This is a genomic window from Nisaea sediminum, assembly GCF_014904705.1.
GTDB classification, from domain to species: Bacteria; Pseudomonadota; Alphaproteobacteria; order Thalassobaculales; family Thalassobaculaceae; genus Nisaea; species Nisaea sediminum.
The window spans coordinates 227,128-240,183 of the sequence record NZ_JACZCQ010000004.1 but is presented as its reverse complement, the minus strand read 5'-3'; the positions used below and the strand labels follow the sequence as shown (position 1 = coordinate 240,183).

Annotated in this window: 12 protein-coding genes; 10 read left to right on the top strand and 2 right to left on the bottom strand. The window is 65.2% G+C overall.

The window, feature by feature from the left end; genetic code table 11:
- The gene (locus tag IG122_RS10200) at positions 1–399 is read right to left on the bottom strand and encodes a RidA family protein (protein ID WP_193183115.1); all 399 of its coding nucleotides are present in this window, start codon (positions 397–399) and stop codon (positions 1–3) included.
- A gap of 171 nt (positions 400–570) precedes the next feature.
- On the opposite strand from IG122_RS10200, the gene IG122_RS10195 reads away from it, so the two are divergent.
- From IG122_RS10195 to IG122_RS10170, 6 genes are read left to right on the top strand one after another with little or no spacing between them, the layout of a single operon-like run.
- Positions 571–2,865, top strand: a complete 2,295-nt coding sequence (locus IG122_RS10195; RefSeq protein WP_193183114.1) for a bifunctional salicylyl-CoA 5-hydroxylase/oxidoreductase — start codon at positions 571–573, stop codon at positions 2,863–2,865.
- Positions 2,862–3,608, top strand: a complete 747-nt coding sequence (locus IG122_RS10190; RefSeq protein ID WP_193183112.1) for an SDR family NAD(P)-dependent oxidoreductase — start codon at positions 2,862–2,864, stop codon at positions 3,606–3,608. The genes IG122_RS10195 and IG122_RS10190 overlap by 4 nt, the downstream gene beginning before the upstream one ends.
- A complete protein-coding gene (locus IG122_RS10185) occupies positions 3,605–4,057 on the top strand; it encodes a MarR family winged helix-turn-helix transcriptional regulator (RefSeq protein WP_193183110.1) in 453 nt (150 codons plus the stop codon). The genes IG122_RS10190 and IG122_RS10185 overlap by 4 nt, the downstream gene beginning before the upstream one ends.
- The gene (locus IG122_RS10180; protein WP_193183108.1) at positions 4,054–4,866 is read left to right on the top strand and encodes an enoyl-CoA hydratase family protein; all 813 of its coding nucleotides are present in this window, start codon (positions 4,054–4,056) and stop codon (positions 4,864–4,866) included. Before IG122_RS10185 ends, IG122_RS10180 begins: the two co-directional genes overlap by 4 nt.
- On the top strand, positions 4,866–6,005 hold the full coding sequence (locus tag IG122_RS10175; RefSeq protein ID WP_193183106.1) for an acyl-CoA dehydrogenase family protein: 1,140 nt from the start codon (positions 4,866–4,868) through the stop codon (positions 6,003–6,005). The genes IG122_RS10180 and IG122_RS10175 overlap by 1 nt, the downstream gene beginning before the upstream one ends.
- Before the next feature lie 4 nt (positions 6,006–6,009).
- A complete protein-coding gene (locus tag IG122_RS10170; RefSeq protein WP_193183104.1) occupies positions 6,010–7,623 on the top strand; it encodes an AMP-binding protein in 1,614 nt (537 codons plus the stop codon).
- 54 nt (positions 7,624–7,677) lie between these two features.
- Here IG122_RS10170 and IG122_RS10165 read toward each other — a convergent pair whose 3' ends face one another.
- On the bottom strand, positions 7,678–7,905 hold the full coding sequence (locus tag IG122_RS10165; protein WP_193183102.1) for a DUF1127 domain-containing protein: 228 nt from the start codon (positions 7,903–7,905) through the stop codon (positions 7,678–7,680).
- A gap of 512 nt (positions 7,906–8,417) precedes the next feature.
- Here IG122_RS10165 and IG122_RS10160 point away from each other — a divergent pair.
- The 4 genes from IG122_RS10160 (at position 8,418) to IG122_RS10145 (ending at position 13,054) form a co-directional block, all read left to right on the top strand.
- The gene (locus IG122_RS10160) at positions 8,418–9,122 is read left to right on the top strand and encodes a FadR/GntR family transcriptional regulator (protein ID WP_193183100.1); all 705 of its coding nucleotides are present in this window, start codon (positions 8,418–8,420) and stop codon (positions 9,120–9,122) included.
- 89 nt (positions 9,123–9,211) lie between these two features.
- The gene (locus tag IG122_RS10155) at positions 9,212–10,348 is read left to right on the top strand and encodes a sugar ABC transporter substrate-binding protein (RefSeq protein WP_193183098.1); all 1,137 of its coding nucleotides are present in this window, start codon (positions 9,212–9,214) and stop codon (positions 10,346–10,348) included.
- 97 nt (positions 10,349–10,445) lie between these two features.
- Complete coding sequence (locus IG122_RS10150) at positions 10,446–12,008, top strand: sugar ABC transporter ATP-binding protein (protein WP_193183096.1); 1,563 nt, start codon at positions 10,446–10,448, stop codon at positions 12,006–12,008.
- Positions 12,005–13,054: an ABC transporter permease gene (locus tag IG122_RS10145; RefSeq protein WP_193183094.1), complete on the top strand. Its 1,050-nt coding sequence runs from the start codon at positions 12,005–12,007 to the stop codon at positions 13,052–13,054. Before IG122_RS10150 ends, IG122_RS10145 begins: the two co-directional genes overlap by 4 nt.
- Positions 13,055–13,056: the final 2 nt, after the last annotated feature.

Sequence of the window (13,056 nt, the reverse complement as noted above, 5' to 3'; positions counted from 1 at the left end):
TCAGTCCGGAATAACCGCGGTCGCCTCGATCTCGATCTTGGCTTCGTCCTCGACCAGCGCCGTCACCACCACCATCGCCATCGCTGGGAAATGGTAGCCGAGGACCCGGCGATAGGCCTCACCGACGGCGCGCTGGTTGGCGAGATATTCCTGCTTGTCGGTCACGTACCAGGTGAGCCGGACCAGATGTTCCGGCTTGCCGCCGGCGGCTTCGAGCACGGCGCGAATGTTGAGCAGCGCCTGCTCCATCTGGCCGATGAAATCCTTCGCCTCGAAGATCTGGTCCGCGTTCCAGCCGATCTGCCCGCCGATATGGAGCGAAGCCCCGCGCGCGAGGATGCCGTTGGCATAGCCCTTGGGCTGAACCCAGCCTTCCGGCTGCACGTTGATATGGCTCATCGGATTTCCTCCGGGCGGGCGCGTTGCGTCTCGTTGCGTTTCTGCCCTGCATCATAAGGGCAGGGCGCGTTGCGCTCCAGATATATTTCAAGTTTGAAATTTAAAGCTTGAAACATTTATGGCGGAGTGAAATCCTTTCTCGGGTCGACCGAACTCGGCGGAGCCAAATCCATGAAGATCGCATGTCTCGGCGGCGGGCCCGCGGGCCTCTATTTCGCCATCTCGATGAAGCTGAAGGATCCGGCGCACGAGATCACCGTGATCGAGCGCAACCGCGCCGACGACACGTTCGGCTGGGGCGTCGTGCTGTCGGACGAGACGCTCGACAATCTGAAGGCCAACGATCCGGTCAGCGCCGAGGCGATCCGCGCCCATTTCGCCTATTGGGACGATATCGCCGTGCATTACCGCGGCACCTGCACGACCTCCTCGGGTCACGGTTTCTGCGGCATCGGCCGGATGAAGTTGCTGCTCTTGCTGCAGGAGCGCGCGCACGAGCTCGGCATCGAAATGCGGTTCGAGACTGAGATCGAGAGCGCCGCCGCCTACATGGAGGACTACGATCTCGTCGTCGCCGCCGACGGGCTGAATTCCAGGACCCGGAACGAGTTCGCCGGGAGCTTCCGGCCGGAGATCGAGACCCGGGCCTGCAAGTTCGTCTGGCTCGGCACGCACCAGAAGTTCGATGACGCCTTCACCTTCATCTTCGAGGAGACGGCGAAGGGCTGGGTCTGGGCGCACGCCTATCAGTTCGACGAGGACACCGCGACCTTCATCGTCGAATGCTCCGAAGAAACCTGGAATGCCTGGGGTTTCGGCGGGATGACCCAGGACGAGAGCATCGCGACCTGCGAGGAGATCTTCCGCGATCATCTCGGTGGCCACGCCCTGATGTCGAACGCCCGGCATCTCCGCGGATCGGCCTGGCTGAATTTCCCGCGCGTGCTCTGCCAGAGATGGTTCCACGAGAATGTCGTCCTGCTTGGCGACGCCTCGGCGACGGCGCATTTCTCCATCGGCTCCGGCACCAAGCTCGCCTTCGAGAGCGCCATCGCGCTCGCCAACTACCTGCACTCCGAACCGACTCTTGAGGGCGCCTTCACCCGATATCAGGAGGAGCGCCGCGTCGAGGTGCTGCGCCTGCAATCGGCGGCGCGGAACTCGACCGAATGGTTCGAGGAGGTGGAGCGCTACCTGACGCTCGATCCGGTGCAGTTCAACTACGCGCTGCTGACCCGTTCCCAGCGCATCAGCCACGAGAATCTGAGGCTGCGGGATCCGGACTGGCTGAAATCGGCCGAGATCTGGTTTCAGCGCCAGGCGGGCGCGGGCGCCAACGCGCCGCACCGGGCGCCGATGTTCGCGCCGTTCGAACTCCGCGACATGAGTCTCGCCAACCGCGTCGTGGTCTCGCCGATGGCGCAGTACAAGGCGGTCGACGGCTGCCCGACGGACTGGCATTTCGCGCATTACGCCGAGCGGGCAAAGGGCGGTGCGGGCCTCGTCTATATCGAGATGACCTGCGTCTCGCCGGAAGGGCGGATCACGCCCGGCTGTCCCGGTCTCTACGCGCCGGAGCATGAGGCGGCCTGGCGGCGTCTGACCGATTTCGTCCATACCGAGACCAAGGCGAAGATCTGCGCCCAGATCGGCCATTCCGGCCGCAAGGGCTCGACCCAGCTCGGCTGGGAGGAGATGGACGCACCGCTGAAGGACGGCAACTGGACGCTGCTTTCCGCCTCCGCCATTCCCTGGTCGCCGAAGAACGCGACGCCGAGGGAAATGGACCGGGCCGACATGGACCGGGTGCGCGACGAATTCATCGCCGCAACCGAAATGGCAGCGAGAGCCGGTTTCGACATGGTCGAGCTGCATGCTGCCCACGGCTACCTGATCTCCTCCTTCATCTCGCCGCTCTCCAACCGGCGGACCGACGCATATGGCGGCGATCTCGGCAACCGGATGCGGTATCCACTGGAGATCTTCACTGCGATGCGCGCCGTCTGGCCGGCCGAGAAGCCGATGTCGGTGCGCATCTCGGCGAACGACTGGGCGGGCGACGACGGGGTGACGCCGGAAGAGGCGGTGGAGATCGCCCGGCTCTTCGCCGCCGCCGGGGTCGACATCGTCGACGTCTCTGCGGGCCAGACCTCGGTCGAGGCGAAGCCAGTCTATGGCCGCATGTTCCAGACGCCGTTCTCCGACCGGATCCGCAACGAGGCGGGGGTCGCGACCATGGCGGTCGGCAATATCTACGAGCCGGACCATGTGAACTCGATCCTGCTCGCGGGGCGGGCGGATCTCGTTTGCCTCGCCCGCGCGCATCTCGCCGATCCCTACTGGACCCTGCACGCGGCGGCGGCGCATGGCGACCGCGGGACCGCGTGGCCGGCGCCGTACCTTGCGGGACGCGACCAGCTTTACCGGCTGGCGGAGCGGGCCCAGGCGGCGGAGATCCGGGTATGAGCCTCGACGGCAAAACCGCGCTCATTACAGGTGGCGGCAGCGGTGTCGGCGCCGACATGGCGCTCCGTTTTGCCGAGGCTGGGGCGCGTGTCGTTATCGCAGGGCGGCGGATCGATGCGCTGGAGACGGTTGCGGGACGGCATAGCGCGATCTCGCCTTGCGCGGCGGATGTGACGGACGAGGCCGCCGTCGCGGCACTCTTCAAGGCGGCGGGACCGGTCGACATCGTGATCGCCAATGCCGGGATGGCCGAGAGTGCGCCTTTCGCCAAGACGGGCCTCGCGGACTGGAACCGTCATATCGCGGTCAACCTGACCGGCACCTTCCTCACCCTGCGCGCCGGACTGCAGCAGATGAAGGGACGCGACTGGGGCCGGCTGATCGCCGTCGCCTCGACCGCAGGCCTGAAGGGCTATCCCTATGTCGCGGCCTATACGGCGGCCAAGCATGGGGTCGTCGGCCTCGTCCGCTCCGTCGCCCTTGAGGTCGCACGCAGCGGCGTCACCGCGAACGCGCTCTGCCCCGGCTTCCTCGATACCGAGATGACCGAGCGCAGCATCGCCAACATCGTCGAGAAAACCGGCACCACTCCGGACGAAGCGCGGGCAAAGCTGGCGGCGAACAATCCGCAGGGCCGCCTGATCGCGCCCGTCGAAGTCAGTGCGGCCGCGCTCTGGCTGTGTGGTCCGGGCTCGGAGGGAGTGAACGGCGAGGCGGTCTCGATCAGCGGAGGCGAGATATGAGCGAGGCGGACAGCGCCCGCAAAGCGCGGCTTCGGCTCTGGCTGGGGCTGCTGCGCACCACGCGCTACGTCGAGAACGCGCTGCGCGAGGAGATGCGGCTCGCCTACGGCCATACCCTGCCGCGCTTCGACGTTCTTTCGGTGCTGGAGCACAGCGGCACGGGCCTCCAGATGAGCGAGCTGTCGCAGCAGCTCATGGTCTCCAACGGCAACGTGACCGTGATCGTCGAGCGGCTGGTGCAGGACGGCCTGGTGGAGCGGGTGCCGGTCGCGGGCGACAAGCGCGCCACGCTGGTGCGACTGACCCCTCTTGGCCGCGAGACATTTACCCAGGTGGCCGCCGCCCACGAGGGCTGGGTCGACGGGCTCCTGGAATCCATCCCGCCGGAGGATGCGGAACTGATCGCGGCCCGGCTCAAGAACATTCGCAGACAGGGAGACGGCCGATGACCGCGATGGCAGGGCTGCAGCCGAAACATTTCCTCTGGCAGGTCGAGGAAAGGATCGCGACGGTGCGGCTCGACCGGCCGGACCGGAAGAACCCGCTCACCTTCGAGAGCTATGCCGAGCTGCGCGATACCTTCCGCGCTCTGCCCTATGCCGACGACGTGGACGCCGTGGTCTTCGCCTCGAACGGCGGGAACTTCTGCTCTGGCGGTGACGTTCACGACATCATCGGCCCGCTGATCGATATGGACATGAAGGGACTGCTTGCTTTCACCCGGATGACCGGCGATCTCGTCAAGGCGATGATCGGCTGTGGCAAGCCGGTGATCGCCGCGGTCGACGGAATCTCGGTCGGCGCCGGCGCGATCGTCGCCATGGCGTCCGACATCCGCCTCGGCACGCCGGAGGCGAAGACCGCCTTCCTCTTCACCCGGGTCGGGCTGGCCGGCTGCGACATGGGAGCCTGCGCCATCCTGCCCCGCATCATCGGCCAGGGTAGGGCGGCGGAGCTGCTCTATACCGGCCGCTCCATGAGCGCCGAGGAAGGCCTCGCCTGGGGGTACTTCAATGCGCTGCATGACGCGGAGAAGCTTGAGGAGGAGGCGATGGCCTTCGCCCGCCGCCTCGTTGCTGGACCGGTCTTCGCCCATGGCATCACCAAGACCCAGCTGAACCAGGAATGGAGCATGTCGCTCGAACAGGCGATCGAGGCGGAAGCGCAGGCCCAGGCCATCTGCATGCAGACGAAGGACTTCGAGCGCGCCTATAAAGCCTTTGTCGCAAAGGAAAAACCTGTTTTCGAGGGCAACTGATGGCGGATACGAGCTTCCTTTCCTGGCCGTTCTTCGAGGCGAAGCACCGGGAACTCGCGGAAAAACTGGAGAGCTGGTGCGCGGAGCACCTGCCGGCGGATCACGGCGATGTCGACGAGGCCTGCCTCGGGCTGGTCGCCGACCTCGGCGCTGCAGGGTTCCTGAAATTGAGCGGTGCCGACGAGGGCGAGAAGCTCGACGTGCGGTCTCTCTGCATTCTCCGAGAGACGCTGGCGCGGCATGACGGGCTCGCCGATTTCGCCTTCGCCATGCAGGGTCTCGGCATGGGCGCCGTCTCGCTCTTCGGGACGCCGGAGCAGCGGGAATGGTTGGCACGGACCCGCGCCGGCAAGGCGATCTCCGCCTTCGCGCTGACTGAGCCTGCCTCGGGGTCCGACGTCGCCAATATCACCGCTTCGGCGCGACGCGATGGCAACCATTTCGTCCTTTCCGGCGAGAAGACCTGGATCTCGAACGGCGGCATTGCCGACATCTATGTCGTTTTCGCCCGTACCGGCGAGGGGCCCGGCGCTAAAGGCCTCTCCGCTTTCCTGGTGCCGGCTGACATGCCCGGCTTCGAGATCGCGGAGCGGCTGGAAGTGATCGCGCCGCATCCGCTGGCGCGGCTGAAGTTCAACGATGTGCGCCTTCCGGCGGACGCGATGATCGGAGAGCCGGGGGCGGGCTTCCGCATCGCCATGTCCGTGCTCGACATCTTCCGCGCGACCGTCGGCGCCGCCGCGCTCGGTTTCGCGCGCCGGGCGCTGGACGAAAGCCTGAAGCGGGCGAAGGAGCGCGAGCTCTTTGGCGCGCCGCTCGCCGAGCTGCAGATGGTGCAGGGGCATCTCGCCGACATGGCGCTCGGCGTCGACGCGGCGGCCCTGCTGATCTACCGCGCCGCCTGGACCAAGGACATGGGCGCCGCGCGCGTCACCCGCGAAGCCTCCATGGCCAAGCTCTATGCGACCGAGACGGCGCAGCAGGTTATCGACCAGGCCGTCCAGCTGCATGGCGGCGACGGGGTGCGCAAGGGAACAATCGTGGAGAGCCTTTATCGAGAGATCCGGGCGCTCCGCATCTACGAGGGGGCGAGCGACGTGCAGAAGATCGTCATCGCCCGGCAGGTACTGGGGAGCTGAGATCATGCTGGGACCGAGCGGGCATATCGACACCTTCACGCGGGACAATCTCCCGCCCGGTTCCATGCAGCCGCACTACCTGCTCGAGGGCTTTCCCTATCCCGAATATCTGAATGTCGGCAAGGTGCTGACCGACGACATGGTCGCCAAGGGCTTCGGCGACAATGTGGCGCTGATCGGCAACGGCCGCCAGCGCACCTACAAGGAACTGACCGACTGGACCAACCGCCTCGCCCATGCGCTGGTCGAGGATTACGGCGTGAAGCCGGGCAATCGGGTGCTGATCCGTTCCGCCAACAATCCGGCGTTGGTCGCCTGCTGGCTCGCCGCGACCAAGGCGGGCGCGGTGGTGGTCAACACCATGCCGATGCTGCGGGCGGGCGAGCTGTCGAAAATCGTCGACAAGGCGGAGATCGGCCTCGCGCTCTGCGACACGCGGCTGATGGACGAACTGGTCGCCTGCGGCAAGGACAGCAAATACTTGAAGGCGGTGGTCGGCTTCGACGGTACCGCCAACCACGACGCCGAGCTCGACCGTATCGCCCTCGGCAAGCCGGTGCGTTTCGAGGCGGTGAGGACCGGGCGCGACGATGTCGCCCTGCTCGGCTTCACCTCCGGCACCACGGGCGCGCCGAAGGCGACCATGCATTTCCACCGCGACCTTCTGATGATCGCGGACGGCTATGCGCGCGAGGTGCTGAACGTGACGCCGGACGACGTTTTCGTCGGATCTCCGCCGCTTGCCTTCACCTTCGGGCTCGGCGGGCTCGCCATCTTCCCGCTCCGCTTCGGTGCGACGGCGACGCTGCTGGAGACCGCCTCGCCGCCGAACATGATCGAGATCATCGAGACCTACAAGGCGACCGTTTGCTTCACCGCGCCGACCGCCTACCGGGTCATGCTCCGGGCGATGGAGGAGGGGGCGGATCTCTCATCCCTGCGCTGCGCGGTCTCCGCCGGAGAGACGCTTCCGGCTCCGGTCTTCGAGGAGTGGATGAAGAAGACCGGCAAGCCAATGCTCGACGGCATCGGCTCGACCGAGCTGCTGCATATCTTCATCACCAACCGCTTCGGTGACGCGCACCCTGCCTGCACCGGAAAGCCGGTTTCCGGCTACGAGGCGAAGGTGGTGGACGGGGACATGAACGAGGTGCCGCGCGGCACGCCCGGCCGGCTCGCGGTCAAGGGCCCGACCGGCTGCCGCTATCTCGCCGACGAGCGCCAGGCGAACTACGTGCAGGACGGCTGGAACATCACCGGCGACACCTTCGTGCAGGACGAGGACGGATATTTCCACTTCGCTGCTCGCAATGACGACATGATCGTCTCTGCCGGCTACAACATCGCCGGCCCCGAGGTCGAGGCGGCGCTGCTGGCCCACGCCCATGTCGCGGAATGCGCGGTGGTCGGCGCCACGGACGCGGAGCGCGGGCAGATCGTCGAGGCGCATGTCGTTCTGGCGGAAGGGATCGAGCCGTCGGACGCCGAGGCGGAACTGCTCAAGGGTCACGTGAAGGCGACGATCGCGCCCTACAAGTATCCGCGCTCGGTGGTCTTCACCAAGGCTCTGCCGAAGACGCAGACCGGCAAGATCCAGCGTTTTCGGCTGAAGCACTGATACCGGTCTGGGCTGCCGTTGGAATGGCGGCCCTGAATCGCGGTGATTGCGCGCTCAGAGGAATGGGCGCTGGATCCGTTCCTCGATCTCGGTCCGGCTGATTCCAATGTCCCTGAGCAGATAATCCGGCAGGTCCTGCAGGTGCTCGTATTCCTTCCGGTGACGGATCCGTCGGCTAAGGCATCGCAACAGGTGAAGCGGAAGCCACCAGCCCTGGATGCCAGCGGCCCGCAATAGACGCGCGCCAAGTCCACCCGCGGCGGCGAACTGATGTCTGGTCATTCTCTTTTCCCTCTTTGGTCGTTCCGGTCGGGGCCGCGACTTCGCAAACGGGGACCCAACCGCTGATTTCACATCTCGAATACTGAACCCGCTCCGATAGGGGGCGGACTTGGGCGGAGCTATGAAGCCTGATCAGGGGGGCGTCCGTGCGAGAACGCACATTCTGAGCGGCCGGAATTCCGGTTTCCGACGTGCTGCTCTCCATGAGGTGGGATTTGCCACTGGAGGAAGGGGACGAGGGAATCCGGAGGGCCGCGGCTCACACCGCGACCTGCGGCGTCTCGGCTTGTGCGACACGCCTTTCTTATTGTCCAACCAAGAATATTTAGTTGCGCCAATATGATCTGGAATTCACCTGTTTAAGCGCTCATGAGGCGATTGACTCCGGAAATTTGCTGTCGTTAATTAAATCTGGTCCAACAAATAAAAGATCACGGTCGGGACGCCGTGATGTAGGGAAACCGGCACTCGTCATGATCACAGCGCTACCAGCTGATCGTCCGTCGGGGACAGTGGGGTCGCACCTGCAGAATTCCGCGGTCGAGGACCTTGCCACAGGGATACGCGGCCTCATCGACGAGCGCGGTCTCGGGGTGGGCGACAAGCTTCCGTCCGAGCGCGAGCTCAGCGAACTGTTCGCGACAAGCCGGAACACGGTGCGCGAGGCCATGCGCATGCTGAAGGCATATGGCGTCGTCGATGTGCGGCCGAAGATCGGGGCGGTGATCATCGACCGCCGGATGGAACGGGTGTTCGACCTGTTCTCGTTCCAGACCATCGGGGTCTCGCGCGAGACCTTTGCCGATGTGCAGGGGTTTCGCAGCCTGCTCGAAGTCATGTCCGCCGACAGGCTGATCGACCGCATCACCGACGAGGACATTGCGGAGATGGCGGGAATTAACGAGGAGATGCGCGCGGCCGCCGACCGCGACGAAGCCTGCGAATACGACTTCCGGTTTCATCTCGGCCTGCTGGCGGCGCTGGGCAACCGGTCGGCGCTGGACGTTTACCGCACGATGAAGCCGGTCATCCTGAAAATCATGGTCCTCGGCAAGCAGACGGACGAAAGCCGGGGACAGACCTATGAGCAGCACGAAGCGATCCTCGGCGCCCTCCGGGGCCGCAACCGTATCGCCTACCAGTATCTCGCCCAGTCGCATCTCGATTTTGGGCTGGAAAATTTCAGCACTCTTTTCGCCGAACAGGAAGGGGGCTGAAGGGGCTCCCGGAATGGGTGCCGTAACCGGATGACGGCTGCAGAAAAAAGCCGCGTCAGCGCGCCACGAGCGCAAAATGGGAGGAAGACATGAAGAGAATTCGCATTGCGTCACTCGCGCTCGCGGGGCTGTTGCTGGCCGCTCCGCTGGCTCATGCCGGGCCGAAGGTGGTTTCCGGTCCGGGAGCGGAACCGGAATGTTTCGCCCCCTGGAACAGCAGCACCAAGTATCTGCAGTGGGAGGCCCGCAAGGGTCCGTTCAAGGTTGCCGTGGTCAACGGTTTCGTCGGCAACACCTGGCGCATCCAGATGATCAAGACCGCCAAGGCCTTCGCCGAGGATCCGGCGATCAAGGGCAAGATCTCCGAGTTCAAGGTCGTCTCGACCGGAACCGACGCGCCGGCGCAGCTCGGGGCCATCGAGGACTTCATCAACCAGGGCTTCGACGCCATCGTCACCATCGCGGTCTCGCCGGACGGGTTCGACCGGGTGATCCGTCTCGCCGACCGCAACAATGTCGTGCTGGTGCCGTTCGACAACGTGCTCGACACCGACAAGGTGATGCAGGTCAACGAGAACCAGCTCGAGATGGGGCTGATGTTCGGCCAGTGGGTCGTCGACCAGCTCGCCAAGCAGGGCAAGACCTCGGGCAAGATCCTTGAGGTCCGCGGCCTTCCGGGCAATTCCGTGGACCGCGACCGCTCGATCGGCATCAACGAGGCGCTCGACAAGTCCGGCGGCAAGTGGGAACGAGTCTCCGTGGTCGGCAACTGGGATGACGGCACCGCACAGAAGGTCGTCGCAGACGCCATCGCCGTGCACGGTCATTTCGACGCGGTCGCCGCCCAAGGCGGCACCACGGGCGTGGTCCAGGCGCTGCTCGACAGCGGCCATCCGATGGTCCCGATCGCCGGCGAGGCGGAGAACGGATACCGCAAGCTGGTCGCCAAGCATTCCGCCAAAGGTCTGCACGGGATCTCCATCGGCCAGTCTCCGGGCCTCGTCGCGATCGCGATGAAGGCGGCGGTTTCCGCGCTGGAAGGCAATGCGATGCCGCAGCTGATTTCGGTGCCGCTGCCGGTCGCGACCTACGATACGCTGAAGGACGGCGTGAATTACTGGACGGACCTGCCGGACAACTTCTTCACCGTGAATGAGTTCCCGCCCTGCGGCGTGAACATCACCGGACCGGCGATCATGGCGCAATCCGAGAAGGACGTGAAATAGCTCATCCCTGGCGAGCTATCACTCGGGTGTCCGCCATCCCGGCGGGCACCCGCTTTCTTCTTCTGTTAGATTTCAGCAGTACGGAATCGGGGGAAACATGATCCCGAAGGCGCAGGACGCCGCCCTGAACGGGCAGGGGAGCCCGCATCTCGAACTCGCGGGTGTCTCGAAATATTTCGCCGGTGCGCGGGCGCTCGAGAATGTCGATTTCGCCTGCCGGCTCGGCTCGATCCACGCGATCCTGGGTGAGAACGGGGCGGGCAAGTCCACCCTCATCAAGATCATGTCCGGCGTGCACCAGGCGGACACGGGCAGGATGCATGTCGATGGTCGAGCCGTTCGCTTCGCCAGTCCGGCGGAAGCCGCGGCTGCGGGGATCGTCTGCGTCTTCCAGGAACTCTCTCTCGTCCCCGATCTCTCCGTCGCGGACAATATCTCGCTCGCCGATCCGCCGCGCCGCTTCGGCCTGATCGATGGGAAGGCCCAGCGGGAGAAAGCGGAGGACCTGCTGGCCCGCATTCACTGCGAGGATGTCGATCCGCGCGCGCTGGTCCGGGAGCTCAGCCTCTCGCGCCGGCAGATGGTCGAGATCGCGAAGGCTCTCGGCAAGGCGCCGCAGGTGCTGATCCTCGACGAGGCGACCTCCGCGCTAACCCGCCATGACGTCGAGACGGTTTACGGACTTCTTGAGGAACTGAAAGCGCAGGGAACCTCGATCCTTTTCATTTCCCATCGCATGCACGAGGTGGAGAAGCTCTGCGACACGCTCTCGGTCTTCCGCAACGGCAGCCATGTCGAGACTTTCCCCAAAGGGTCACGGACGGACAGCGAGATCGTGCGCTTGATGATCGGCCGCGAGGTCAGCAGCTACTATCCCCCGAAACCCGAGAAGGCGTCCCGGGCGCCGCATCTGGTGGTGGAGGGGCTTTCCTGGGAGAACCGCCTGAAGGGCGTCGATCTCACGGTCCGCAAGGGCGAGATCGTCGGCCTTGGCGGTCTCGACGGCCAGGGACAGAAAGAGCTCCTGCTGGCGCTCTTCGGCGTGCTTCGCGATGTGCGCGGGGCGGCCCGCGTCGGCGATGTGTCCGCCTTGTCGGGCTCGCCGGCCGAGGCGAAATCCGAAAAACGCCGGATCGCGCTGGTGCCGGAAGATCGCAAGACCGAGGGGCTGATGCTGCCGATGTCGATCGCGGACAACCTGCTCGCGGCTTCCTTCGACAAGGTCTCAAAGGGCGGCTTCATCGACCCGCAGCTCGAACGGGACGCGGTCGAACAGGGCATCCGGACCCTGCAGATCAAGATCGGACGCCAGGAGGACGCGGTCGCAACCCTCTCCGGCGGCAACCAGCAGAAGGTTGTGATCGCGAAATGGCTGATGACCGATCCGGACGTGATCCTGCTGAACGATCCGACGCGGGGCATCGATGTCGGCACCAAGCAGGAGATCTACCGGCTCCTGCGGGACCTCGCGGACGCGGACAAGGCGATCCTGTTCTATTCGACGGATTACGACGAGCTGATCGGCTGCTGCGACCGGGTGGCGATCATGTATGACGGCGCGATCGTGGCCGAACTCGAGGACGAGGCGGTCACCGAGGAGGCGATCGTCGCCGCCTCGCTCAATATCGGATTGCCGGGAAGCGGGGAGGGCGCGCGATGAGCGGGCGTTCGGGAGCTCTTGTCACCCTGTTCCGGCAGAACCGCGCCTTCATCGGAGCGGTCACCATGCTGATCGTGCTCTATGCGATCTACAATGTGATGCATCCGAGGGGCTTTTCCTCGGCCATCCTGATCCAGAACTCGAACGAGTCCGCGGCGATCATCTTCGTCGCCATGGCGCAGACCGCGCCGGTTCTGCTCGGCGGACTCGATCTCAGTGTCGGCGCGGTGATGACGCTGGCCAACTGCATCGCCTCGGAGCTGCTCCACGGTTCGCCCTGGCAGATCTTTCTCGGTGCGCTGATCACGCTCGCCTGCGGTTCCGCCTTCGGGCTGCTGAACGGGCTGATCGTGGTCTATGGCCGGCTGCAGCCGATCATCGCGACGCTGGCCACTGGGGCCGTCGCCATGGGCTTCGCCCTGTTCATCCGGCCGAAGCCGGGCGGCAATGTCGACGACGACATGAGCTGGGCGCTGACCAACGCGCTCTGGGACTTCGTCGACACCTACCGGCTCTTCGATCCGGATGCGGGCTGGTTCCAGGCGATTGCCTGGATCCCGGTGCCGGTCATTCTGGTGGTGCTGATTGCCTTCGGGGTCTGGCTTCCCTTCCGGCGGACGGTTACCGGACGGGCGATCTACGCGATCGGCTCGGCGGAGGGCGCGGCCTTCATGTCCGGGCTGCCGCTCGCGCGGGCCAAGATCGCGGCTTTCACGCTGGCGGGCTTCTTCGCCGCATGCGGCGGGCTCTATCTCGCGATCCAGACATCCTCGGGCAACGCGGATATCAGCCAGGCCGGAGCCTATACGCTGAATTCGATCGCCGCGGTGGTGCTCGGCGGTACCTCGCTGCTCGGCGGCGTCGGCGGCGCCATCGCGTCGCTCGTCGGAGCGCTGATCCTCAGGGTGATCTCGTTCTATTTCCGCATCCTCTCGATAGACCCGCTGCTGCAGCCCCTGATCCAGGGATTCGTCCTGCTTGCTGCGGTCAGTCTCGGCGCGTTCCGGACCCTCCGGGTCAAGAACCGTCTCGAGCTGTTCCGTTAGGA